General features: G+C 43.9%; 24 protein-coding genes. 12 read left to right on the forward strand and 12 right to left on the reverse strand.

The annotated features are described in order from the left end of the window. Positions 1–83 precede the first annotated feature (83 nt). The gene (gene xthA, locus QWZ04_RS05550) at positions 84–890 is read right to left on the reverse strand and encodes an exodeoxyribonuclease III (RefSeq protein WP_290325789.1); all 807 of its coding nucleotides are present in this window, start codon (positions 888–890) and stop codon (positions 84–86) included. Positions 891–1,286: 396 nt separating this feature from the next. Here xthA and QWZ04_RS05555 point away from each other — a divergent pair, with 396 nt between their 5' ends. After that, entirely contained in the window at positions 1,287–3,407 is a 2,121-nt protein-coding gene (locus QWZ04_RS05555; protein WP_290325790.1) for a methyl-accepting chemotaxis protein, read from the forward strand. Between the two features lie 60 nt (positions 3,408–3,467). On the opposite strand, the gene QWZ04_RS05560 is transcribed toward QWZ04_RS05555, so the two are convergent. Then, positions 3,468–4,253, reverse strand: a complete 786-nt coding sequence (locus QWZ04_RS05560) for a DUF4198 domain-containing protein (protein ID WP_290325791.1) — start codon at positions 4,251–4,253, stop codon at positions 3,468–3,470. A 55-nt stretch (positions 4,254–4,308) separates the two neighbouring features. After that, a complete protein-coding gene (locus tag QWZ04_RS05565; RefSeq protein WP_290325792.1) occupies positions 4,309–4,620 on the reverse strand; it encodes a hypothetical protein in 312 nt (103 codons plus the stop codon). A gap of 211 nt (positions 4,621–4,831) precedes the next feature. Here QWZ04_RS05565 and QWZ04_RS05570 point away from each other — a divergent pair, with 211 nt between their 5' ends. The 6 genes from QWZ04_RS05570 to QWZ04_RS05590 all read left to right on the forward strand — a co-directional run bounded on the left by QWZ04_RS05570 (position 4,832) and on the right by QWZ04_RS05590 (position 10,110). After that, complete coding sequence (locus QWZ04_RS05570) at positions 4,832–5,065, forward strand: FeoA family protein (RefSeq protein ID WP_290325794.1); 234 nt, start codon at positions 4,832–4,834, stop codon at positions 5,063–5,065. Between the two features lie 2 nt (positions 5,066–5,067). Continuing rightward, positions 5,068–7,542 carry a ferrous iron transport protein B gene (gene feoB / locus QWZ04_RS05575; RefSeq protein ID WP_290325795.1) on the forward strand — a complete coding sequence of 825 codons (2,475 nt, stop codon included), beginning with the start codon at positions 5,068–5,070 and terminating at the stop codon, positions 7,540–7,542. Between the two features lie 15 nt (positions 7,543–7,557). Further along, entirely contained in the window at positions 7,558–7,719 is a 162-nt protein-coding gene (locus tag QWZ04_RS23475; RefSeq protein ID WP_353958849.1) for a FeoB-associated Cys-rich membrane protein, read from the forward strand. A gap of 221 nt (positions 7,720–7,940) precedes the next feature. Further along, positions 7,941–8,699 (forward strand): amino acid ABC transporter substrate-binding protein, encoded by a 759-nt coding sequence (locus tag QWZ04_RS05580; RefSeq protein WP_290325796.1) that lies wholly within the window; start codon positions 7,941–7,943, stop codon positions 8,697–8,699. Next, positions 8,699–9,373 carry an amino acid ABC transporter permease gene (locus tag QWZ04_RS05585; protein ID WP_290325797.1) on the forward strand — a complete coding sequence of 225 codons (675 nt, stop codon included), beginning with the start codon at positions 8,699–8,701 and terminating at the stop codon, positions 9,371–9,373. Before QWZ04_RS05580 ends, QWZ04_RS05585 begins: the two co-directional genes overlap by 1 nt. Then, on the forward strand, positions 9,370–10,110 hold the full coding sequence (locus QWZ04_RS05590) for an amino acid ABC transporter ATP-binding protein (RefSeq protein WP_290325799.1): 741 nt from the start codon (positions 9,370–9,372) through the stop codon (positions 10,108–10,110). Before QWZ04_RS05585 ends, QWZ04_RS05590 begins: the two co-directional genes overlap by 4 nt. A 70-nt stretch (positions 10,111–10,180) precedes the next feature. Here the strand turns inward: QWZ04_RS05590 and QWZ04_RS05595 are convergent, their stop codons facing one another. The 5 genes from QWZ04_RS05595 to QWZ04_RS05615 form a co-directional block, all read right to left on the reverse strand. Next, positions 10,181–11,323 carry a ribosomal protein uL16 3-hydroxylase gene (locus QWZ04_RS05595; protein WP_290325802.1) on the reverse strand — a complete coding sequence of 381 codons (1,143 nt, stop codon included), beginning with the start codon at positions 11,321–11,323 and terminating at the stop codon, positions 10,181–10,183. 133 nt (positions 11,324–11,456) lie between these two features. Continuing rightward, the gene (purB, locus tag QWZ04_RS05600; protein WP_102522272.1) at positions 11,457–12,827 is read right to left on the reverse strand and encodes an adenylosuccinate lyase; all 1,371 of its coding nucleotides are present in this window, start codon (positions 12,825–12,827) and stop codon (positions 11,457–11,459) included. Between the two features lie 29 nt (positions 12,828–12,856). Continuing rightward, complete coding sequence (hflD, locus tag QWZ04_RS05605) at positions 12,857–13,474, reverse strand: high frequency lysogenization protein HflD (protein ID WP_102522271.1); 618 nt, start codon at positions 13,472–13,474, stop codon at positions 12,857–12,859. A gap of 72 nt (positions 13,475–13,546) precedes the next feature. Beyond that, on the reverse strand, positions 13,547–14,659 hold the full coding sequence (gene mnmA, locus QWZ04_RS05610) for a tRNA 2-thiouridine(34) synthase MnmA (RefSeq protein WP_290325808.1): 1,113 nt from the start codon (positions 14,657–14,659) through the stop codon (positions 13,547–13,549). A 148-nt stretch (positions 14,660–14,807) separates the two neighbouring features. Then, entirely contained in the window at positions 14,808–15,491 is a 684-nt protein-coding gene (locus tag QWZ04_RS05615; protein ID WP_290325810.1) for a pseudouridine synthase, read from the reverse strand. A 334-nt stretch (positions 15,492–15,825) separates the two neighbouring features. Here QWZ04_RS05615 and QWZ04_RS05620 point away from each other — a divergent pair, with 334 nt between their 5' ends. After that, a complete protein-coding gene (locus QWZ04_RS05620; RefSeq protein ID WP_290325812.1) occupies positions 15,826–18,054 on the forward strand; it encodes an NADP-dependent isocitrate dehydrogenase in 2,229 nt (742 codons plus the stop codon). A gap of 189 nt (positions 18,055–18,243) precedes the next feature. Here the strand turns inward: QWZ04_RS05620 and cspD are convergent, their stop codons facing one another. Then, a complete protein-coding gene (gene cspD / locus QWZ04_RS05625; RefSeq protein WP_102522267.1) occupies positions 18,244–18,465 on the reverse strand; it encodes a cold shock domain-containing protein CspD in 222 nt (73 codons plus the stop codon). Between the two features lie 428 nt (positions 18,466–18,893). Between cspD and clpS the strand changes: the two genes are divergently transcribed. Both clpS and clpA read left to right on the forward strand, forming a co-directional pair. After that, positions 18,894–19,214: an ATP-dependent Clp protease adapter ClpS gene (gene clpS, locus QWZ04_RS05630; protein ID WP_290325816.1), complete on the forward strand. Its 321-nt coding sequence runs from the start codon at positions 18,894–18,896 to the stop codon at positions 19,212–19,214. Between the two features lie 42 nt (positions 19,215–19,256). After that, a complete protein-coding gene (gene clpA, locus QWZ04_RS05635; RefSeq protein WP_290325818.1) occupies positions 19,257–21,530 on the forward strand; it encodes an ATP-dependent Clp protease ATP-binding subunit ClpA in 2,274 nt (757 codons plus the stop codon). A 266-nt stretch (positions 21,531–21,796) separates the two neighbouring features. Here the strand turns inward: clpA and infA are convergent, their stop codons facing one another. The 3 genes from infA to aat form a co-directional block, all read right to left on the reverse strand. Beyond that, positions 21,797–22,015, reverse strand: a complete 219-nt coding sequence (infA, locus tag QWZ04_RS05640) for a translation initiation factor IF-1 (protein ID WP_001040192.1) — start codon at positions 22,013–22,015, stop codon at positions 21,797–21,799. A gap of 84 nt (positions 22,016–22,099) precedes the next feature. Beyond that, the gene (locus tag QWZ04_RS05645; RefSeq protein ID WP_435433585.1) at positions 22,100–22,834 is read right to left on the reverse strand and encodes an arginyltransferase; all 735 of its coding nucleotides are present in this window, start codon (positions 22,832–22,834) and stop codon (positions 22,100–22,102) included. After that, entirely contained in the window at positions 22,798–23,523 is a 726-nt protein-coding gene (gene aat, locus QWZ04_RS05650) for a leucyl/phenylalanyl-tRNA--protein transferase (protein WP_290325822.1), read from the reverse strand. The genes QWZ04_RS05645 and aat overlap by 37 nt, the downstream gene beginning before the upstream one ends. A 34-nt stretch (positions 23,524–23,557) precedes the next feature. Between aat and QWZ04_RS05655 the strand changes: the two genes are divergently transcribed. Beyond that, on the forward strand, positions 23,558–24,013 hold the full coding sequence (locus tag QWZ04_RS05655) for an outer membrane lipoprotein (RefSeq protein WP_290325824.1): 456 nt from the start codon (positions 23,558–23,560) through the stop codon (positions 24,011–24,013). Between the two features lie 154 nt (positions 24,014–24,167). After that, positions 24,168–25,448: a 3-phosphoshikimate 1-carboxyvinyltransferase gene (gene aroA, locus QWZ04_RS05660; protein ID WP_290325826.1), complete on the forward strand. Its 1,281-nt coding sequence runs from the start codon at positions 24,168–24,170 to the stop codon at positions 25,446–25,448. Positions 25,449–25,461 lie beyond the last annotated feature (13 nt).

Genomic DNA, 25,461 nt, shown 5'->3' on the forward strand with positions numbered 1-25,461 from the left:
TTTAGTAAAAATAATGATACAAGCCATAGCTCTATTGAATTATGGCTTTATTTGACTTGAGGGGCTTTATTCACACCAAAATTTTACTTAAACGTAGACCAAATAGGTGCATGATCAGACGGTTTTTCAATACCGCGCAGTTCATAGTCTATGCCAGCTTCAATACATTTTTTAGCAAGGGAAGGTGTTGCCATTACCACGTCAATACGTAGGCCACGATTGTCAGGGAAGCCCTTAGAGCGGTAATCAAACCATGAGAATTGATCGTCTACTTCTGGGTGTAAATTGCGGAACGTATCTTCAAAACCCCAATCTTTTAGTCTTTGCAGCCACTCACGTTCAATCGGTTGGAACGAGCATTTTCCGGTTTTTAACCAGCGTTTTGCATTAGGAGCACCAATGCCAATATCCAAATCGATTGGGCTGATGTTAATGTCCCCCATAATGATTAATTGCTCATCATTGGTATGATGATCGTTCAAATAAGTCATTAAGTCTTTATAAAACTGCTCTTTATACGGAAATTTAGTTTCATGGTTGATGTTATCGCCTTGAGGGAAATATCCGTTTAACACCGTTACTTTTTCGCCATTATTTTGCTCGAAAGTTGCCATGATCATACGTTTTTGATGTTCATCGTTATCCGTTGGGAACCCTTTTTGAACCGACAGTGGCACTTGCTTACACAGCATAGCGACGCCGTAGTGGGCCTTCTGACCATGGAAATAGACCTTGTAGCCCATTGCCTCAACATCTTCGACTGGAAACGCTTCATCGTGGACTTTAATTTCTTGTAGCCCAATCACGTCTGGATCGTGTTTGTCGATGATAGCTTGAAGTTGATGCAAGCGTGCGCGTAGACCATTGATATTAAAGCTGATGACTTTCATGATGAAGATTTCCCTAATTAATTCAGCACACACCTAGGTGCGATTGATTTTCAATTATAGCGAAATTTGAAGTGAGATTACTAGCGTAACACCGTGATTTCTACTGACTCGTTTTTTACGACTTATGAAGTCTTCGGTTGAGCTAAATAATGAAGAGTTGCCTTCGGTGATAATCAGACTTTTATTGTTATTTGCTTTTTATCGTCGGCGCATATCAGAGTATTTCTTCAGTCTGTTTGTTTATTAGCCACTATTATCAATAGAGTCGTTGATTATTAATGTCTCTATTCGGCTGGTATTTTTAGTTTGTTGTTGATAGATTAGCAGTGTAAAAAACTTGTTACATGCAGCCATCGGAATGGCGCTATTTATCGCAAACACAAGGAGAAGTAGGTTATGCGATCCCTTTCTGTCTATTGGAAGATTACCCTGTTAGCTGGGCTATGCTTAGTATTAACATCTTGTTTCCTTATTGGGTTTTCGATCTACAACGCTACCTCTAATCAGCGTGTGATAATTGAACATAGTTCGTCTTCGGTCATAGATAAGTCTCAGCAGATTTTGATTGGTATCGCTAAACTTAATGCTGCAGAAGTAAAAACGTACCTAGATGAAGCGCGCCATCGTTCTGAAATGCTCGCCGAGACTGCGCTATTTATGAAAGCCAACGCCGAAGAAAACTTTACGGGCAGCGAAGAGGTACGTACTTCTCTTAATGAAATGATGCGTCGAGTGGTGAAAGAGTTCCCAACTGTGCGTGGCGCTTATCTGGTCTTTAATCCTGATGAGTTAGACGGCGAAGACGACAATTACCACGGTGCCGATTATGTCGGCTCCAACGATTCAGGTCGGTTTGCAAGCTATTGGCAGATTTCAGCAGACAATGAAAGCGAGCAAAAAAGTGCGGTGTTGAGCGAGAAAACATTGGCCGACGGATCGCAAGCAGAACGTTTTTCGTGCCCATTGTTATCGGGTAGCGCTTGTGTGACATCCCCTCGAGTGGAACAAACAAGTTCTGGTAGTTCGTTGCTTGTGTCTTTGTCTGTTCCTTTGTTACTAGAGGGAGAAGCGATAGGCTTTTTAGGTATTGAGCTGGCACTGGATCAGTTGGTCGACACAGTGGTCGCGTCGGATAAAACCTTATTTAACGGTTCTGGAAGTATCGCAATAATGAGCCTTGATGGAAGTCTCGTTGCGTCTGACAACCCATCCGCTGCGATTGGCCAGCCTTATCAGAATAAACATATCCCCAGCGACAAACTTACAGAATACCTATATGGCGACGATGTTATGACGCAGTGGAGTCAAGACGGCAGCGTATTGTCTGTTTTCGCTCCGATCAAAGTGGCTAACCAAACGTGGGGCGTAATTTTAGAAGCCCCTCGCGACAGTGTACTGGCTGACGCCATCAATCTAGATGCTGTTATTTCTGACTTAGTGGATGGCGGCGTTTGGCAGGAATTAATGGTTGGTGTCGTACTGGTGATTATCGGCCTAGTACTGATTGCTATCATGTCGTTCAGTTTGGTGAAGCCAATTAAAGAAGTGGTGGTGCGCCTGCAAGATATTGCATCGGGTGAAGGGGACTTAACGCAGCGCCTTACGGTTAATTCGACTGATGAAATCGGTCAGCTTGCTCTGGGTTTCAATCAGTTCTTAGAAAAACTCCAACTTACGATTAAAGAAGTGGTGGCGACGTCTCATGACATTGCCAACACCAGTGTTCAAGCCGGAGATGCGGCAGGTGCGACCCATCAAAGTAGCGAAGATCAATTTAAAGAAGTAGACCTAGTAGCAACGGCCAGTGAAGAGTTGACTCAAACTGCAGGGCTTGTTGTGCAAAACGCAGACATAGCCGTGAGCGCGGCCAATGAGGCAGAAATTTCTGCGAAACAAGGTCAAGCTGTAATTGAGCAGTCGGCACAGGAAATGGCGGGGCTGGTGTCTCGCATGAGCAGTGCTGTACCTGTGGTTGAAGAACTGGCGTCCAATAATAAGAACATCACTGAAATCTTAACGGTGATAGAGGGGATCTCAGAGCAAACGAACTTACTGGCTCTAAATGCAGCGATTGAAGCCGCAAGGGCAGGAGAGCAAGGCCGTGGCTTTGCAGTGGTAGCAGATGAAGTCCGCACACTGGCTAGCCGAACGCAAGAGTCGGTGAAAGAAATTCACAGTGTGATTGCTCAAGTACAAAAAGGGACTGAAGACGTGGTGAATGTGATTAAGCAAGGTAATGAACTTGCCGAAAATACATCGATTCAGGTTGGTCAGGCCGTAGATGAAATTGGTGCAATCTTTGGAGCGATAGGCTCAATTAACGATATGAATAGCCAAATAGCAAAAGCGGCACAAGAGCAGCAGTCAGTATCCAGCGAACTGAATCAAAACGTGGCGAATATTCGTGATTTGAGTGAGAGAATTTTGAATCAAGCTGAATCTTCAGAACGCGTTAGCCAAGAAATGGGCGCGATTTCTGCTAGGCAACAAGATTTAGTCGGCCAATTTAAGGTGTAATTCTTCAAAATCAAACAGGGATCGCAATGCTCCCTGTTTTTTTTCAGGTTTTACTCACAATTAAATGTCTTTTGCTTCAATCCAGATAACGGCATCTTGTGATAGCTCTTTACCCTTGTACTCTGTGTCTGGACCACTACCTAAACATGCAAACCCCCATTTTCCGGCTTTAGGAATACCAAAGGTAAATACGCCGTTAGGGTCGGTAATTGCAACGATCGCTGCTGCTGGAGCATCACGATGGTTCTTTTTGCTAAATGCATTCGCTTTAGAGTCGATATCGGTATTGAGGAACTCAACTTCACACTCAGCGCCTGCTACCGGCTGACCTTCTGAAAGCAGCTGGCCCGAGAATGTGCTTCCCGCCAAGACTTGATATGGTTTATTTAGAGGGACAATCTCCGTTTTTAACCCCAATGGCGCTTCCCAACCAGTCGGCATGCCTGATTTGTTGATAAAGCGCTTAGTGATTTGCTGAATGTAAACGTCTTCGCCTTTTTCATAATACGGAGTTGGCGTGAGTGCAAAAATGTAATCGCCATTACGACGAATTTTGTAATCAGTCTGGTAGGCTTTCGCGCTGTTATCTGGACCCGTCCAGGTAATTGGCTTAAGGGTTGATAGTAAATCAGTTTGCTTCCCTTTAAACGTGACAGAAAATGCTTCAGGTTTGTCCATATCCATCACGTGGCCATTTTCCATTGGATGGCCAAATACGAGCTTCATATCAACAGTTGCCGGGTTTGCAAGCATGGATTCTGGCGAGTAAATCATTTGGAAGTGAGCTTGGGATGCAGCAGAAAGAGAGAGTGCAGCAATACCTGCGGCAATGGCCAATTTTTTCATTGTCTTAATTCCTATTTAATTTTGATAGATCCAATTAATAATGAGTTGCAGTGCATTACTCGACGATATCTTCGCCGTTAATGGTGATCAAATGCCCTGGTCCGGCGTTGAATTCAACTAAGTAATCACCGTCTGGTTTATTGAATTCGAATTCACCATCTTCATTCATTTTACCTTTAACTAATGCTTGATTATTGGCATCTTTTACAAGCATTTCCACACCAGAAGCTGATGAACCATCAGAAAACCCTCCCTCACAAAGTACCGTGCCGTCGCCGAAGTCATAGCATGAGCATAGAGGTGTATGAGCGTTTGCTGCCATGGGTAGGCTAGCTGCGAGTAGTAAACCTAGTGATAGCGATTTCATTTTTAAATCCTTTAAAACAACGGGTTGTGATGGTTGCGTTCTATGTTTATCGGAATCCTACCTATGAGTTAAATATTTTGGAATAGAGAATCACTCTCATTTGCATCTTAATTGATCTCGATCATTAATTTGATAACGATTCTCATTACGAGTTGAGGTTGGTCGGCTATATCAATAACATATAGAAACGGTTTTATGTGGAAATATTGTTATGGAAATATCACTTGCTTGTGTGCCTCGTGGTACAAAAGGAAAAATTGTAGCTCACGAAGCAAAAGGAAGTGTTCGTCAACGCTTACTTGATCTTGGCCTTATTCCACCTTCTGAATTCGAAGTGGTTCGCTACGCACCTCTCGGTGACCCAATAGAAGTTAGGGTGGGGTCAAACAGCATTATCTTGCGTCGTTCTGAAGCAAAGACTGTAAAAATCGAAGTAGGGCAGTAAACATGCAACACAAGAATATCTTATTAGCGGGTCAGCAAAATGCCGGAAAGTCGACGTTGTTTAATATGCTTACCGGCGCAAGACAACACGTAGCCAATTATCCTGGTGTGACGGTTGATAAAATTTCAGGTTCGTTTTCTGATGACGAAAATCGATACACAATAACCGATTTACCCGGCACTTACAGTTTGACCAGTTTTTCATTAGAAGAGCGTGTTGCGAGGCAAGCCCTAAGGGAAGATGACGTAGATGTAATCGTCAACGTGGTAGATGCCGCGAACCTAACACGATCATTAAACCTTACTTTACAGATATTTGAACTGAACAAACCCTGCGCCATTGTGTTGAACATGATGGATGTTGCGCAGAAAGAGGGCGTAACAATAGACTCCGTTAAGCTAGCGGGATTACTCGGTGTGCCTGTAGTTGAAAGCATTGGCCGAAAAGGCCAAGGGAAGCAGGGAATCACCCAAGCCATTGATGTAGCAAAAGTAGCAAACATTCCAGAAGTCTACTCGGAAATTACCGAAGAAATTGCAGCGCTTCAACATTTGTTTACACAGTTGAATATTAGGCAAAGCCTTAATCATAGGTGGCTAGCGCTACGCTTACTGGAGGGTGACTCTGAAGTCACAACCTGGCTAAACGAGCTAGGTGCAGGTGAAGCGTGTCGAAACATAGCGTTAAATGCACAGCAGCGGATTACCGGTGAGCTTAACGATTATTTCGTGCCCAAAAGGCATGCTCAAGTTTTGGCGTTGTATAAGCAGTGTGTCGATGTTGATCTTAGTAAGCGACCAGAGAAGTCGTTAAGTCAAAAAATAGACTCAGTCGTACTTCACCCTATGCTCGCTCCAATATGCTTGTTACTTACTGTTTTCGCAATCTATCAATGCTCAATTGTGTGGGGTTATGAGCTAACAAACTATACGTGGCCGATTCTAGCAAGCGCACGAGAATGGATAGCCGGATTTTTGCCTGCCGCTGGTTTCCTGCATGACCCTTACACTCGTTCCTTGGGATTATGGGTTGTAGATTCAGCCAATACGTTGTTGAACTATGTGCCCATCTTTCTGATTCTTTTCGCACTCATCGCGATATTGGAAGACTCTGGCTATATGGCGAGAATCGCGTTTATTTGCGACAAAGTTTTGCATCGGTTTGGCTTACATGGGCAAAGTACTCTGCCCATGATATTAAGCGGCGTGTTTGCTGGCGGCTGCGCAGTTCCGGGAATCATGGCGACCAAAGGGATACCCGACAACCGAGCAAGAATGGCGACTATTTTGACCGTGCCGTTCATGAATTGCCTAGCCAAAGTCCCGTTATATACTTTGCTACTGAGCACCTTCTTTAAACAAGATAAAGCATTGATGATGTTTTATATTTCTACGTTCACTATTATCGCAGCTCTATTAGTGGCTAAGTTGCTGACTAAAACTGTACTTAAAAGCAGTGAAACCGCACCATTTGTAATGGAATTGCCAAGATATAACTTACCCACTCTTAGAAGCGTACTAACCCGAGCCATTGAGCGTACGTGGACGTATGTAAAGAAAGTCGGCACCATCGTTGTTGCAGTCTCTACCGTTATTTTTGTATTACTGCAATTTCCTGGAATGGAAGCCTCAGAGCAGTTTCAATATCAACAACGCGCAGAACAAGCTGTAACGAAATTCTACAAATCCATTGAGTCGACGGACTATCGTCAGAACATTAATGACGATTCGCTGCCTTTGCTTGTTAATTACTTTACCGACTTTAAGAGAGCGAAATTGAATGCGTCTGGTGCTAGCGCCTCCAAAGCCGTAAATAAAGATTTCGCCCTGCGTAACCCTGATTTTTTCTCAATCGTTGTGCCGCCCAAAGGTGACAAAGCGGCGAGAAAGGCGAATCGATCCTTACGTAAGCTCGCATCTGAACGTAAGAAAATTCGTCGAGAAATGAAAGAACTTCAATTGCAGAATTCGCTACTCGGGAGTTTTGGGCGGTCTATTGAACCCGTCACTAAATACGCAGGGTTTGATTGGAAGATCAACGTAGCGTTATTTTCATCATTTGCCGCAAGAGAAAGCAGTGTGGCGACCTTAGGCGTGTTGTTCCAACCAGATGAAGACAGTAACGATAAGCTAGAAACTCGAATCGGTCAGTCTGAAGATTTTGCCAAGCAAGGTGAGTTAGCGGCCGTTGCCCTGATATTGTTCTTTGCACTCTATCCACCTTGTTTGGCTACTGTGATGATGATCAAGGTGCAAACAGGTCAGTATCGTTGGATGGTTTTATCCATGGTATTGCCAACCTGCTTAGGCTTTGGGGTTGCAACATTGGTACACACTGTCGGCAATGCACTCGCGATCTCTGGTGTGGCTGCGATGACATCCATATACTTTACTGGTTTGTTTTTATTATTAGCGGTTGGATTTTATGGGCGGTTCCAGCAGAAGAGAAGCCCTAATATAGGCGCGCACGCGACCTAACGAGAGGTAATCACTATGTATGAGGCATCGACATCATTCACGGATGCATTCTTGGTTATAGCGGTTGTGTGTGCCGCAGGCTATTACTTATACCGTAAATGGTTCAAAAAGCGCGGCCAGTGCGGAGGATGCTCGGGTTGCCCTTCGAGCAAAGGGAATAAGTGCGATAAATCGTGAAGTGTTGTGAGTGGTTCTTGATCGACAATTGAGTGATAGTTAAGCGATATTTGCTAATTATTGTCACTTCAAAGGATAATGGGCCTTTAAATTAGTAAGAGTCTGGTTTTATATAGCGCCTTTTCTTATTATTTTGGTGAATTACATAGTACTTTTGGTTATTTATTACTGCTCGATGATTCAGGTACATTGAGCGGCATCTAATTAAAAGAGTACTAATAATGTCTGTCTTTAAAAAACTTTTGCTTACCTCTCTTGCTATCGCCACTACGTTTACCTCTAGCGTTTCACTTGCTCAGGAAGAAGTGAAAGTGGGCATGTCTGGCCGCTATTTTCCGTTTACTTTTGTCAAACTAGATGAATTACAAGGCTATGAAATTGATGTTTGGAATGAAATTGGTAAACGTGCTGACTACAAAGTAGAGTTTGTCACATCTAGCTTTTCAGGCCTGTTTGGTATGTTAGAAGCGGGTCACATTGATACCATCAGTAACCAAATCACAATAACGGATGCCCGCAAAGCCAAATACGCTTTTTCGGTACCTTACGTGGTAGACGGCGCACAAGTTGTGGTACGTAAAGGCCGTGAAGACATTCAAGGCATTGACGACCTTAAAGGCAAAAAAGTTGCCGTAAACTTAGGCAGTAACTTTGAGCAATTATTGCGTCAACACGACACAAACAATGAAATTAACATCATTACTTACGACAGTGGTTTTGAGCAGGATGTTGCATTAGGCCGTACTGACGCGTTTGTTATGGACCGTGTCTCATCAACTCAACTGATCAAAAAATCAGGCTTGCCGTTGGCTTTAGCAGGTAAGCCGTTTGAAACGATTGAAAATGCGATGCCTTTCTTGAATAAACCAGAAAAACTGGCCATTAAAGCGAAAGTGGATCAAGCGCTGACTGAAATGAAAGCCGACGGTACTTTATCTCAGATCTCTCAGAAATGGTTTGATGCAGATATTACTAAATAATGAACGGTTTTGACTTTGATTATATGCTGGCGTTATTTCCGATATTGATAAAATATTTGGGAGTAACGCTGCAAATGTCATTGATAGGCTTTGCTATTGCACTGGCTATATCGATGGTTTTGGCGCTAGTGCGAGTCTTTAAGATAAAAGGCCTTAATGCGCTGGTTGTGGTGTACATCTCGTTTTTTCGAGGGACGCCATTATTGGTTCAGCTGTTTTTACTTTATTACGGTCTGCCACAAGTCTTTCCTATATTCATAGGAATGGATGCTTTCAGCGCTGCGGTGATTGGGTTATCTCTGCACTTTTCCGCTTATATGGCAGAGAGTATTCGTGCCGCTATTTTAGGTATTGATAAAAGCCAAATGGAAGCGAGCTTAAGTGTCGGCATGACTCAGTTGCAAGCGATGAAAAGGGTCATATTGCCGCAAGCTGCTCGTGTCGCAACGCCATCTCTTATGAATTACTTTATCGACATGATCAAAAGTACTTCGTTGGCATTCACTTTGGGCGTGGCTGAAATTATGGCGAAAGCGCAAATGGAAGCATCATCAAGCTTTAAGTTTTTTGAAGCGTTCCTTGCTGTTGCTCTGATTTACTGGATTGTTGTCGTGTTCTTTACTCGCATTCAGACTGCCCTAGAGAAAAACTTGAATAAGGCGTTTGTCCGATGATACGAGTAAGCCAATTGAGTAAAAAATTTGGTGATCACGAGGTGCTTAAGCAGATTGACCTTGAAGTAGAAAAGGGCGAAATCGTGGTGATTATTGGGCCGTCAGGTACCGGAAAATCCACATTACTGCGTTGTTTAAATTATCTTGAAGCTCCGACTACCGGTCATATTTCTATTGGTAATGTCACGGTTGATGCGCAGTCGGTTAATTCTAAAGTCATTCACCAGCTCAGATCTCAAAGCAGCTTTGTATTTCAAAATTACGCGTTGTTTGCCAATAAAACGGCATTGGAAAATGTCGCTGAGTCGCTGATTACCGTTTGGAAAGAGCCTAAGGCTACAGCGCTAAGTACCGCAGAAAAACTGCTAGAAAGCGTAGGGATGAATGAGCATCAACATAAATATCCTGCTCAGCTTTCTGGTGGTCAACAACAACGAGTCGGTATTGCTCGCGCAATGGCTTGTAAAGGCGATGTTATTCTATTCGATGAGCCGACATCCGCGCTCGACCCGGAATGGGTTGATGAAGTACTTACGGTAATGAAGCAACTCGCTAAGCAAAAACAAACCATGATAGTTGTGACTCATGAAATGCAGTTTGCCCGAGAAGTAGCAGATAAAGTGATATTTATGGAAGGTGGAGTTATCGTGGAGCAGGGGCCACCTGAGCAAATTTTTGGTCAGCCTCAACATGAAAGGACACGTGCCTTTGTTGCCAGAGCGACGAATAGTCAATAGCGACCAATCGTTACCGCTTAATCCTTAAAAATAGAATAAAATGGCCCCGTTATTAAACGGGGCCTTTTTATTATTCGCTGAACCAGTAGCCTTTGTTTACAAGCTCGGTCAATATAGTGATAACACTCGTTATGTCTTCACAAGACTGGATGCTTTCATTGGCTAGCTGTTGGTTATCACACAGTGCATGAATCAATGGCTGTTGTGGCTTCGTTACTTGTATGACTTCACCGTTAATGTACGCGGTGTTTAAATCATGTTGGTGGTAGTAGGCTCTTAGTCCAGATACGCGTTCAAATACGCCACCGTGCTCAAGGTGGTTTTGAATTTCTTCACTCGTCCATGCATCTTCTGGCGCGACCACATCTAGCTGGTGGCGAGACTGACTGAGCAGGCAACCCATAAACTTATCGACAAACGATTGGTCTTCAAGGGCTTTGTTCAGCATACCTTTGAGGTGGTCTAAATCATTGGTTTGGATCAAACCGCTATTTTGTTGAGGCTGTTGATCTGGGTTATGCAGGTGCACATCGCCAATATCATGAGCTAAAACAAAATCGGCAAAGTTGCTGATGAGCTCTTGTTCTTTTGGTGAACGGTAACCAACGGAATAACTCATTGATGCTTCTAGTGCATAACCATCATGAGGGAAACCGGGTGGAATGTATAAGATGTCACCTGGTTCTAAAACATCATCTATGATGGCGTCAAAACCTTCAATTTGACGAAGTGCAGAGTGACGACAGGTTTCTACGTATTGACCTTCATCTTTCGCACCAACGCGCCAGTGTCTTTTACCTTGTCCTTGAATGATGAACACATCGTATTGGTCGATATGAGGACCAACGCCGCCGCCGGCAACAGAGTAACTGATCATCAAGTCATCAAATAGCCAATTTGGCAGTGCGCTAAACGGTTTAACCAACTGAGCGGCTTCAGTGTGCCAGTGATTGGCGGCTTGAACGATGAAAGACCAGTTAGTCTCGCCAAGCTCTGTGAATTTCTCTTCTTTAAAAGGACCATGTTCGGCTTGCCATTGACCCTCTAAGTTCGAAACGAAACGAGAGTCGATTTCCTCCTCCATGGTTAAACCAGCCAGTTCGTCTGGGCTCATAGGGTCTTCGAAATTGGCGAAACCACCTTTGATGATGGTGGGTTTTTTCTGCCAAAATTCAGTGAGGAATTGTTCTAAAGAAAAGGAAAGCTGATACATAAATAGTCTTCATAGCGAATTATGCGCGCATTGTACCAGCTTATTTCGGCGACCAATAAAAAAAGAGCCACCTTTCGGTGACTCTCATTACTCGATTAAGAAAAAGGCTTTCCCTGATTCTTTAAGTTTGCGCTTACAGCTTGTCAGTTAGCTCGATTGCTTGACCGATGTAGTTTGCTGGCGTCATTTCTTTCAAACGTACTTTTTCAGCTTCTGGAAGCTCAAGACCGTCGATGAAGTTACGCATAGCTTCGCCGTCAATTCGCTTACCACGAGTCAGCTCTTTTAGCTTCTCGTATGGCTTCTCGATACCGTAGCGACGCATAACCGTTTGTACTGGCTCTGCCAAGACTTCCCAGTTTTTGTCTAGTTCTGCTAGTAGCGCTTCACGGTTTACTTCTAGCTTGCTAATACCTTTCAGGGTAGAAGTGTAGGCAATCACTGCGTAGCCAACACCAACACCTAGGTTACGAAGAACCGTTGAATCTGTCAGGTCGCGCTGCCAGCGAGAAACAGGCAGTTTTTGCGCAAGGTGTGAGAACACAGCATTGGCAAGACCAAGGTTACCTTCTGAGTTTTCAAAGTCGATTGGGTTCACTTTATGCGGCATGGTTGAAGAACCGATTTCGCCAGCAATGGTTTTTTGCTTAAAGTGGCCCAATGCAATGTAACCCCAAACGTCACGATCAAAGTCGATTAGAATAGTGTTGAAACGAGCAACAGCATCAAAAAGCTCAGCGATGTAATCGTGAGGTTCGATTTGCGTTGTGTAAGGGTTCCAAGTCACACCAAGAGATTGTGTAATGAACTCTTCCGCAAAGTTGTGCCAGTCAAGCTCTGGGTAAGCAGAAAGGTGAGCGTTGTAGTTACCCACTGCGCCATTTACTTTCGCTAGGATCTCAACGTTTTCGATTTGCTTGTATTGACGCTCCATACGGTACGCAACGTTTGCCATTTCTTTACCCATCGTAGATGGAGAGGCTGGCTGGCCGTGAGTACGAGAAAGAAGAGGAATATCACGGTATTCTTCTGCTAGCGCGCGTAGAGCGTTAATGATGTTGCGGATCTCAGGAAGAATAATCGTCTCACGCGCTTCTTTAAGCATAAGAGCGTGTGATGTGTTGTTGATGTCTTCTGAAGTACATGCAAAGTGAATGAACTCATTCACAGCGTGCAGTTCAGGAACACCCGCTACTTTTTCTTTTAGGAAGTACTCAACCGCTTTAACGTCATGGTTGGTTGTGCGCTCGATCTCTTTGATACGTGCAGCATCTTCTTCGCTAAAGTTAGCAGCCAGTTCGTCTAGGAACTTATTTGCTTCGGCGCTAAAAGCAGGCACTTCTGCAATGGCATTTGTCGCTGCAAGCTTCTGTAGCCAACGGACTTCAACGATAGTACGGTACTTAAGGAGGCCATACTCACTAAAGATACTGCGTAACGCAATCGTTTTACTTCCGTAGCGGCCATCTACTGGTGAAACAGCCGTCAGTGCTGACAGTTCCATGGTGTTCTCCTGAATTGATTAAATGGGGGTTAAATTCTTGCTAATAATATTTGGGCTTGCTCGATCATTTTCTTGCGGCCAAATATTAAGTGACGTCGCTTACCACCAGTTTGGCGCCAAAGTACTGCGCTACGAATGCCAGAAAGCAGCAGAGCACGAACTTTGTGTTGATTGGAGGTTTGCTGTAATACGGTAGGGGTGCCAGTAACTTGGATTCGTGGGCCAACAGGGCTGATAACATCAAGGTAGATGCTCGCAAGGTTACTGATCATGTTTTCGTCGAACAAATCAAAATGTTCAGTTTGGCGTTGTGCCATTTGAATGCGGTCACCCAATTGAGACATTGCATCACGGCGCGTATCAAGCTTGCGCTCGAGTGCCATTAGGCTAATAAGGTAACGTGTGACTTCACTTCCAGCAGGGGTGCTGTCGATGCCTTCAATAAGGCATTCTAGTCCTATTTTTAGGTCAGCTTCAGTGCCAAACACATCAAGAGTATTAGAAGGATTGGTACTTAGAATAGCGTTAACAGAGGCTTTAAACGCGTCTGAATCACAATGACCGTTCTTTGCAACTTCTTGTACAAGTGCAACAGCTTGGCACATACCGGCAAATGCGATGGTGCGGTCATAAAGTGTATTAGCCACGTAACTACTCCTTAAATTTACTTTTTATTCAATGCACTGCGTTTGCAGTGCATTGATACTGATGTTCAAAAGCTAAATGCGTGCTTCGATGATCCCGCCACCTAGGCAAACTTCGCCGCTATAAAATACAGCAGATTGACCTGGAGTAACAGCGACTTGCGGTTCATCAAAGATGACTTTGATGTTTTCATCATCCACAGGAATGATGGTGCAAGGGATGTCTTCTTGGCGATATCTGGTTTTCACAGTGCAGCTAAGTGGTGCTTTTATTGCTGCGCGGTCAACCCAATGCAGTTGAGAAGCAAAAAGGCCTTGAGATTTAAGCAGTGGGTGTTCGCCACCCTGAACAGCGATTAACACGTTACGCTTGAGATCTTTTTCAGCAACGTACCACGGATCTTCGTTGCCACCGCCGCCTTTTTGGCCACCAATGTGCAAACCTTTGCGTTGACCGAGGGTATGGTACATCAAACCTTGGTGTTCGCCGATAACTTTACCTTCAGGTGTTTCAATTTTGCCCGGCTGAGCAGGCAGATAACGAGAAAGGAAGTCGGTGAATTTACGCTCACCAATAAAGCAAATACCGGTTGAGTCCTTTTTCTTCGCAGTGATTAAGTCTTGTTCTTCTGCGATACGACGAACTTCCGGTTTTTCTAAGTCACCAACAGGGAATAGGCTGCGCGCTACCTGGTCTGAACTTAGGGTGTATAAGAAATAGCTTTGGTCTTTATTGGTGTCTAATCCACGCAACATTTGAGGCTTTTCGCCTTCAACGGTTGGGAAGGTACGACGGACGTAGTGACCCATTGCGATGTAGTCCGCATCAAGCACTTCGTCAGCGAACTCTAAAAACGCTTTGAACTTAATTTCTTTGTTACAAAGGATGTCGGGATTAGGTGTGCGTCCGGCTTTGTATTCCGCTAAGAAGTACTCGAACACGTTGTCCCAGTATTCGGAGGCAAAGTTGATCGTGTGTAGATGAATACCGAGCTTGTCGCAAACAGCCTGAGCATCAGCTAAATCTTCTGCTGCTGTGCAATACTCTTCGTTATCATCTTCTTCCCAGTTCTTCATGAACAGGCCTTCAACTTGATAGCCTTGTTGCTGAAGCAGGTAAGCGGAAACAGAGGAGTCAACACCGCCGGACATTCCGACAATTACTTTCTTTTGGCTGTTATCTGACATGGTTCTCTACCACAAAAATTACTTGGCTGCAGATTCTATCAGAAAGATTTTGTTGGTGACAGTTCCGAGAGCTAAATCACAGTTTATTCTCTGGGTTTTAGCTCTTATTTGAACAAAGTCTAACCATTTTCGTGAGCTTGGTTACGGGCTAGAGTTGAACGTCTACTTCTTTGTATTCACCTGGTTGTAAATCGTTTAATTGCCATTGGCCCATTGAATGCCTAATTAATCTCAGAGTAGGGAAGCCGATATTGGCGGTCATGCGTCTTACTTGGCGATTACGCCCTTCAATTATGGTGACGGCTAGCCATGCGGTTGGGATGGCGGCGCGAAAACGAACCGGAGGGTTCCTTTCCCACAGCGTTGGTTCATCCAAAATTTCTACTTTTGCAGGCAGTGTCATGCCGTCTTTGAGCTCAACCCCTTTACGCAGTTTATCTAAGTCTTCTTCACTAGGATCCCCCTCAACCTGAACCCAGTACGTTTTTGGTGACTTGGAGCTAGGCTGAGTGAGCTTCGCTTGTAAGATCCCATCGTTTGTTAGTACCAACAAACCTTCACTGTCTCTGTCTAGGCGACCCGCGGCATAGACATCTTTGACGGTAATGTAATCCGCAAGGGTTTTTCGGCCGTCACCGTCGGTGAATTGACTTAAAGTGTCATAAGGTTTGTTAAAAATCAGTACTTTTCTATCAGCCGCACTGATTCTCGGCTTTGACTCTGTTCTTTGCTTCTTTCTGTTGCTCGATGAATGGCCTGCACTTTGTTTAAAACCCGGTTTGCCAGAGCGGAGTGCGGGCTTCGAGTTTGTGCTGCGAGAACGGAATGACATGTTAACTACCTTGCAAAAATGTAAATAATCTGTGCGTCAAAGTTTAATTTCCTTTCAGGCTACGCTATCATTTGGCCGCCGAAAATATGGAATCTTGATCACTGTAAATAAGCGAGTTAGACGCAATTGTTTAATTATAAGTGAGTTACAAAAGCGCGACACCTTTTAAATAGTATGATAAACAGTTAGGTGTTTGCAAAAATCGTAGTCAGTCATAGAGGATGTGTAAACCACGATCACTCTTTTGTTAGGGCGATTTCGTACTGGCTAGCGATACAATTATGCAGTCTATTTCTCATCCAGTAGCTGCTGTTAGAATTTATAGGGAAATTTCATGCCAACAAACAAGCCGACAATTATCTACACCATTACTGATGAAGCTCCAGCACTCGCAACGTATTCGTTGCTTCCTATTATTCGTGCTTTCACTGCTTCTTCAGAAATCAATGTAGAAACTCGCGACATTTCATTAGCAGGGCGTATTATTGCGAACTTCCCTGACTATTTAACGGCAGAGCAACGCATTGGTGATGCTTTGGCCGAGTTGGGCGAATTAGCGAAAACTCCAGAAGCAAATATCATTAAGTTACCAAATATCTCCGCCTCTATTCCACAGTTGCAAGCGGCAATTAAAGAGCTGCAAGCGAAAGGTTACGCACTTCCAAATTATCCAGAAGAAGCAACAACAGATGAAGAGCGTGCGGTTAAGTCAACTTATGACAAGATCAAGGGCAGTGCAGTAAACCCTGTACTTCGTGAAGGTAACTCAGATCGCCGAGCGCCACCTTCGGTTAAAAACTATGCGAAGAAAAACCCACACTCAATGGGTGCATGGCGTGCAGAATCTCTATCTCATGTAGCAAGCATGGACGATAAAGACTTCTTTGGTAGCGAAAAGTCGGTCACGATTGATGGCGCAACGAACGCACGTATTGAGTTTGTCGCTAGCAATGGTGATGTGAGCGTACTAAAAGCGGATCTTGCGCTACAAGATCAAGAAATCATCGATGCATCTGTTCTTAACAAATCGGCATTGGTGTCTTTCTTTGAAGCTCAAATTGAAGAAGCAAAACAACAAGATGTATTGTTGTCGCTACACTTAAAAGCAACCATGATGAAAGTCTCTGATCCTGTGATTTTTGGTCATGCGGTGAAAGTGTACTACAAAGACGTATTTGCTAAATATGGTGACGTTTTTGATAAGATCGGAGTTGATGTTAATAACGGTATTGGTGATGTGTACGCAAAAATCACCGCACTACCTGAAGCACAACAAGAAAAGATTAAAGCAGCACTTGAAGCGGTTTACCAAACTCAGCCACCGCTGGCGATGGTCGACTCTGATCGCGGCATTACTAACTTACACGTACCAAGTGACGTTATTGTTGATGCATCAATGCCAGCAATGTTGCGCTCATCTGGCCAAATGTGGGGCCCAGATGGCAAGCTGAAAGATACTAAAGCTTTGATCCCAGATCGTTGCTACGCAAGCGTGTATCAAGCGGTTATCGATTTCTGTAAAAAGAATGGTGCATTTGATCCGACAACAATGGGCAGCGTACCAAATGTTGGCCTGATGGCTCAAAAAGCAGAAGAGTATGGTTCACACGATAAGACTTTCATTTTGGAAGAGGCGGGTGTGATTCGAGTAGTAGATGCTTCTGAAAACGTATTGCTAACGCAAGATGTTGAAGAAGGCGACATCTTCCGTATGTGTCAGGTAAAAGACGCGCCAATTCAAGATTGGGTTAAGCTTGCAGTAACACGTGCACGTGCGACTGGTGTTCCAGCTATTTTCTGGCTAGATGCAAATCGCGCACACGATGCAGAGCTGATTAAGAAAGTAAATGCTTACTTGCCAAACCATGATACCGATGGCCTAGATATTCAAATCTTGGCACCGCTAGCCGCGACCGAGTTCTCACTCGTACGTATCAAAGAAGGCCTAGATACCATTTCTGTAACGGGCAACGTTCTTCGTGATTATCTAACGGATTTATTCCCAATTCTAGAGCTTGGCACGTCAGCTAAAATGCTTTCGGTTGTCCCACTCATGAATGGTGGTGGTCTGTTTGAGACCGGAGCGGGTGGTTCTGCGCCTAAGCACGTTCAGCAGGTTGAAAAAGAAAATCACCTACGTTGGGATTCATTAGGTGAGTTCTTAGCCTTAGCGGCTTCTCTAGAGCACCTGAGCCAGGTATCTGGTAACAAGCGCGCTCAAATTCTTGCTGATGCATTGGATAAGGCCACTGGCCAGTTCCTAGATTTGAATAAATCTCCATCACGCCGTGTTAATGAACTTGATAACCGTGGTAGCCATTTCTACTTGGCGACTTACTGGGCTCAAGCGTTAGCAGATCAAGCACAAGATGGTGAGCTATCAGCACAGTTTGCGCCAATTGCAAAACAAATGGCTGACAATGAGCAGGCTATCGTTGCCGAGCTTAACGATGCACAAGGCGTTGTTGGAGACTTAGGCGGTTACTACGCGCTAGATGACGAGAAAGTTGCGTCTTTGATGCGTCCTAGTTCGCTGCTTAATGGTGTGATTGACCAAGCTTAATAGTTTTAGCAATCTAAACACTCAAAACCGCCTATTCTGTTAGGCGGTTTTTTTATGCGTTTAAACGGTTCGGACTCTCGGACTAAATAGAATTATGTTGTGAATGGCGTTTTGAAAGAACAAAAATGACGAAACCCGCTAAATGCGGGTTTCAAGTGCTCATACAAATGTTGGACTTAACAAAGCCAATTATTTTGCGGGTTCGCCTTCGATAGGGACGACAGAACTTGCATGAGAACCTTTTGGCCCTTTTTCTACTTCATAGGCAACGGGTTGGCCTGCTTTTAGCGTGCGATACCCATCCATTTTGATTGTAGAGTAATGAGCAAAAATGTCGCCATCCTCTCCTTCTGGACAAATAAACCCAAATCCTTTGGCATTATTGAACCATTTTACTGTACCTGTAGCCATGCTTTACATCCCTCATGCATTCGTTACTAACTGATGTTGTTACGTCGACGCTTACTATTTGTACTGATTAGTGCGCTTTACAATTGTGATGAACGTCCATTTGGGACGATCTAATTTTTAACGCACCAGCACACAATTTAGTCAATGAGTTTCACTAGTCAATAGTTTTTGTGAATAAAGTCTAACAATTTGACAAAGATTTCATTTTTGAGATTAACAATTTTGTAACTAACGGCTTTGCGGGCTTGTAGGAGTTCACATAACTAATGGAGTGATAGTTCTATCATTACAATGGGTTTGCAATTCTTTGTGCTAACCCAATAGCAATGTTTTATTTGCAGGGATACAATTGCTGCATTAGTCTTAAATAGAAGGTGTTTTTTGGGAGTGCATTTTACTTTCGCATCTTCGCAACAACCGACGATACCATGAGCAAACATTATGAATGGGTCACTCCAGACTCAGATTTACTGGAGAAAGAAAAAACCGAAATCCGTCCGCCGGCAATGTACAACGTAATTTTAAATAACGATGACTACACACCGATGGATTTTGTAATCGAAATACTTGAACGTTTCTTTTCTATGGATTTGGAAAAAGCAACACAAGTGATGCTCAAAGTACATTACGATGGGAAAGCAATATGCGGTACATTTACTGCCGAAGTTGCTGAGACCAAAGTGGCGCAAGTCACTATGCATTCTAATGAAAACGAACATCCGCTGTTATGTACAATGGAGCAGGCATAGAGCCTGCGTGAGCAACGAAAGTTGTTCTTTTGGGAGGTACTTATGCTAAATAAAGAACTAGAATCGAGCCTAAACAGTGCTTTTGCTCGTGCGAGAGACAAACGTCATGAATTCATGACGGTTGAACATCTGCTTCTCGCCTTACTCGATAACGAAGCAGCCCAGGAAGCACTAAAAGCGTGTCAGGCCGATCTTGATGTTTTACGTCAAGAGCTGGATGCGTTCATCGATCAAACCACGCCTCTCATTCCAGAAAATGACGAGACCAGAGAAACTCAACCAACCTTGAGTTTTCAACGAGTTCTTCAACGCGCCGTTTTTCATGTCCAGTCTTCAGGGCGCAGCGAAGTTACCGGAGCCAATGTCCTCGTCGCTATTTTTAGTGAACAAGAGTCTCACGCTGCCTACCTTTTGAAAAAGAATGACATCAGTCGTTTAGATATCGTTAACTTTATCTCTCACGGCATAACTAAATCACCACAAGGTGGAGAAGATGCCTCTTCGTCATCCAATATGTTTGGTGAAGAAAGCCCTGCGGAAGAAGCGAATTCAGAAGATCGTTTAGAAAACTTTGCTGTGAATCTCAACAATCTTGCTCGTCAGGGAAACATTGACCCATTGATTGGCCGCGACAAAGAATTAGAACGAACGGTTCAGGTTTTATGTCGCCGTCGAAAAAATAACCCATTGCTGGTGGGTGAAGCGGGCGTAGGTAAAACAGCCATCGCAGAGGGTCTTGCGTGGCGCATTGTTGAGGGGTTAGTGCCAGACGTTATTCAAGACAGCGTGATTTATTCTTTGGACATTGGTTCACTGCTTGCTGGTACTAAATATCGTGGTGACTTTGAAAAACGTTTTAAAGCGATTTTGAAGCAGCTAGAAAAAGAAGACGACGCAATACTGTTTATTGATGAAATTCACACCATCATTGGTGCTGGTGCTGCCTCCGGTGGGCAAGTTGATGCTGCTAACCTAATCAAGCCTCTGCTTAGCAGCGGTAAGCTGCGTTGTATTGGCTCAACGACGTATCAGGAATACAGCAATATTTTTGATAAAGAGCGTGCATTGTCGCGTCGATTCCAAAAAATTGATGTGGTAGAGCCGTCGTTAGACGACACAACTAAAATCCTTATGGGGCTGAAGCCTAAGTATGAAGAGCATCACGATGTTCGTTATACCAAACAAGCTGTACGTGCTGCGGTAGAGCTTTCAGCTAAGTACATTAATGAGCGTCACCTGCCTGATAAGGCGATTGATGTTATTGATGAAGCGGGTGCTCGTAGCCGTTTAACACCCGCTAGCCGTCGTAAGAAAACCGTGGGTGTGTCAGACATCGAAAACATGGTTGCGAAAATGGCTCGTATTCCAGAAAAATCGGTCTCTTCTACTGATAAAGACATTTTGCAGAAGTTAGAAAGCAAAATGAAAATGTTGGTATTCGGACAAGATCCAGCCATTGAAGTGTTATCTGAAGCCATCAAGCTAAGCCGTGCAGGTTTAGGTGCGGATCATAAACCCGTTGGCTCATTCTTGTTTGCAGGCCCTACTGGGGTGGGTAAAACAGAAGTGACGGTACAACTTTCTAAACTATTAGGAGTTGAACTACTGCGATTTGATATGTCGGAATACGGTGAAAGACATTCGGTGAGTCGTTTGATTGGCGCTCCTCCAGGTTATGTCGGTTACGACCAAGGTGGCCTGTTAACTGACGCAGTCATCAAACACCCTCATGCTGTGGTGTTGCTGGATGAAATCGAAAAAGCACACCCAGATATCTTTAATCTTTTACTTCAGGTTATGGATAACGGCACACTTACAGATAATAACGGCCGCAAAGCGGATTTCCGCAACATTATCTTGGTGATGACGACTAATGCGGGAGTGGCTGAAACAGAGAAGAAATCCATTGGTCTTATCCAACAAGATCACAGCTTTGATGCGATGGGTGAAATCAAAAAAGTATTCACGCCAGAGTTCCGTAACCGTCTAGACAATGTCATTTGGTTTAACAGCTTAGACGAAACAGTGATCCATCAAGTCGTTGATAAATTCATTGTTGAACTACAAGCTCAGTTGGATGCTCGTGGCGTATCAATGGAGGTATCTCAAGATGCTCGTCATTGGTTGGCAGACAAAGGATACGATAAAGCAATGGGTGCGCGTCCAATGTCTCGTGCTATCCAAGAGAGCTTGAAGAAACCGTTAGCCAACGAACTCTTGTTTGGTTCACTGGTGAAGGGCGGTGCTGTTCGTGTTTCATTGAAAGATAATGAACTTGTTTTTCATTATGAAAATGAAGAAGAAGCTATTCACTAGTTAGGCTAGTTAGAATCAATTAATTAAAAAGCGTGCTGGAGACAGTGCGCTTTTTTTGTTTGTTTGCAGGTGCTTGTCTATATATATCGGATACTGAGGCTCTATGGGCCTAGGTAAGGTCTTACAAGGGGTATTGGTAAAAGTACGAGCTTGTTAACTTGTTACATCAGACGAGGACGATAATGAAGGTTTTGAGCAATAAAAAACGGAGCGCTAAGCTCCGTTTGGAATTCATATCAATATAAAGCGAAGTGCTCTATGAAAGATTAACGAGCACGGAAGACGATACGGCCTTTCGACAGGTCGTAGGGAGTCATCTCTACAGTAACTTTGTCACCAGTAAGAATTCGGATGTAGTTCTTACGCATTTTTCCAGAAATGTGAGCCGTCACTACGTGACCATTTTCAAGCTCAACACGGAACATAGTGTTCGGTAGAGTGTCAAGGACAGTGCCTTGCATCTCGATTACGTCTTCTTTAGCCATTTAATCCTCTTTAGAAATTAGGCATTATTTTTTAACGGACGAATAGTGCCCTTAAAAATATAAAAAGTAAAGTTGCGGCGTATTCTACCCCCGCCACTGCTTATTTACTAGCTTTTGATGAGGTTGGAAGCGGACTTTGTAATTCATGGCGGCGCAATCGTCGATTTGATAGCCTAAATATAGCCACTGCTTCCCACTCTGCTTACAATGTGCGATTTGCAATAGCACACAGAGGGTGCCTAAAGAAATCTCACTATCTGGGTCAAAAAAAGTGTAAAAAGCCGATGAGCAGTCAGACATGACGTCTGTAATGGCAACTGCGATGAGTTCTTCAGCTTGGTATACGTGCAAATACTTTGTATTTAACCACTGATTTTTGGAAAATTCGGAGAATTCTTCACGTTTGGGAGGAAACATAGAACCAGAACGGTGGCGCTGGTTAATATAACGCTCATATAATTCAAACCAATTAGGGTCCATTTCATCTTTCATTTCCCATTCAATATCACCCGCTTTAGCAATTAAGCGCTTGTGGCTCTTTGAAGGACTATAGCCAGCAATATTTACACGCAAAGACTGACATGCTTGGCACTCATCACACTGGGGTTTATAAATAGTAGCACCACTGCGCCGAAATCCATTTGCCATTAACAGCTCATAACCTGAGTTAGTATGCAGCTTTTCATCCATAATGACGGCAACGCGCTCTTGTTGATCTTCTAAATAGCTGCATGGGTGATTTTCAGTCAATCCAATTCGAATTAACGTTTTGTCTTTCTCGTTCACGTCAACTCCTCGGATTGTGGGCTGAGCAACCATTGAGGTTCATAACATCCATTCGATACCTCTTTATTACGTAGAGTACTGAGTTCTTGTAAAAAATCACTTCTCAGACATTCTATCGCTCCCAGCGACTCTAGGTGTTCATTCATCATTTGGCAGTCGATTAAAACCCCCTCATGACGATTCAAATGTTCGCATAAGTGCCACAAGGCGATCTTAGACGCATTGGTCTGTAGGCTGAACATTGACTCACCACAGAATACCTGACCAATTTGCAGCCCATAAAGCCCGCCAATAATTTCATTATTTTGCCATACCTCCACGGAGTGGCAGCGGCCTAAGTCTGCCAACGCTTGGTAAGCTTGTTGCATCTCAGGTAGAATCCAGGTCTCTTCTGCTGGTCGCGTGTCGGCGCATAACCGGATAATGTCGTGTGTAGCTTGATTAATGCTGACCCGATAATTGGACTTCCGGAAAAACTTTTTGAGACTTTTTGCCGGTTTGAATGTCTTAGGATCAAATATGGCACGTACTTTTGGGCTCCACCATAAAATGGGGTCACCGTCGCTAAACCATGGAAATATACCTTGATTATAGGCAGCCAGTATCCGTTTAGGGTGCAAGTCGCCCCCCATAGCAAGTAAGCCATCAGGATCTTCAAGTGCTTCATGGCAAGGTGGGAAGTTCTCAGGGTTTCCGCTGAGTTCTGGTAGATATATCGTCATGATTTTATTCTGACACTTTTTAGAGGTAAGTATAATGAGAAATTGGTTTTTATTGGTGTTACTTGTGCCTTTTTTTGCTCAAGCAGGATATAGCCGAAATCAAGCAAGGCAAGTTGAGGAAGTAGTGTACGGCAAAGTGGATTCAGTGAGGTACATTTCTCAAAAAGAAATCATAGAATCAAAATCGTCGGGTTGGGATACCTTGCTGGGCGCCACGATTGGTGGTTTAGTGGGTAATCAATTCGGAGGCGGTAGAGGCAAAGAAGTGGCGACTGTTGTCGGCGCTGTTGCGGGTGCTGGAATTGCAAAAAATCGCGCTGAACAACAATATAGCGTGGAATATAAACTGGTTGAAATACTGATTAAAACCGATAAGGGAGATTTGGTCGATGTGATCCAAGATGTAGATAGCAATATGTTGTTCGAGCGAGGAGATTCGGTGCGAATCTTATACTTCAGCAATGGTGTTCGGGTCGATATCGCTTACTGATTGCGCTCCCTAGATAGGCTTTGGTAAAAAATGTACTAGCAAAGCAAGACAGCCTCTAGCCAAGGCAATTCTTTTTCGCTAGTCTGCAAGTACGAAGAATTTTAAATGCTCACGTGCGGTTAACGTGAGCACGCACAGGAAGAACATACACTAAATGGAAAGCCTTACTTTACAACCTATTGAAGTGGTATCGGGTGAAGTTAATCTACCCGGTTCAAAAAGCGTATCGAATAGAGCCCTTTTATTGGCGGCTCTTGCTAAGGGCAACACTCGTCTAACGAACTTATTAGACAGTGATGATATTCGCCATATGCTTAACGCACTTACTAAACTCGGTGTTTCTTACCAACTGTCTGAAGATAAAACAGTTTGTGAAGTCGAAGGGCTTGGTCATGCCTTTAAAACCTCGCAAGCAATGGAGTTGTTTTTAGGCAATGCCGGTACAGCGATGCGCCCTCTAGCTGCGGCTTTGTGTTTAGGGGAAGGCGAATACGTACTAACTGGTGAGCCGCGAATGAAGGAGCGCCCAATTGGCCACCTTGTTGACGCGTTGAAAACTGCTGGGGCTGATGTCGAGTACCTGGAGAGTGAAAACTACCCGCCGCTTAAAATTAAATCTACTGGTTTAAAGGCGGGTACCGTGTCTATTGATGGCTCAATTTCTAGTCAGTTCTTAACTGCATTCTTGATGTCTGCGCCACTTGCTAACGGCGAAGTAACGATCAATATCGAAGGCGATTTAGTCTCCAAGCCATATATTGATATTACTTTGCACATCATGAAGCAATTTGGTGTTGAAGTGATCAATAACGATTACCAGTCGTTTGTTATTCCAACAGGCCAAAGTTATATTGCCCCAGGTGATTTTTTAGTCGAAGGTGATGCGTCTTCTGCCTCTTATTTCTTAGCGGCTGCGGCGATTAAGGGCGGTGAGATTAAAGTAACTGGCATTGGTAAAAACAGCATTCAAGGCGATATACAGTTTGCCTACGCACTCGAAAAAATGGGTGCAGAAATAGAATGGGGTGATGACTACGTTACTGCGAGAAAAGGCAAACTTAAAGCTGTTGATTTGGATTTTAACCATATCCCAGATGCCGCAATGACCATTGCTACAGCGGCTTTGTTTGCTGAAGGTACAACGGCTATTCGTAACGTTTATAACTGGCGTGTAAAAGAGACGGATCGCTTATTTGCGATGGCGACAGAGCTTCGTAAAGTCGGTGCACAAGTCGAGGAGGGTGAAGATTATATCACCATTACTCCACCTGCTTCGCTCACACATGCAGCTATCGATACCTATGACGATCACCGAATTGCTATGTGTTTCTCGTTAGTGGCGCTCAGTGATACACCTGTGACTATTAACGATCCAAAGTGTACGTCGAAAACGTTCCCAGACTATTTCGAAAAGTTAGCAGGTTTGAGTCAATAATGGCCTAGAAGAA

Origin of the sequence: Vibrio tapetis subsp. quintayensis (assembly GCF_030409945.1) — a bacterium.
Classification (GTDB): domain Bacteria; phylum Pseudomonadota; class Gammaproteobacteria; order Enterobacterales; family Vibrionaceae; genus Vibrio; species Vibrio quintayensis.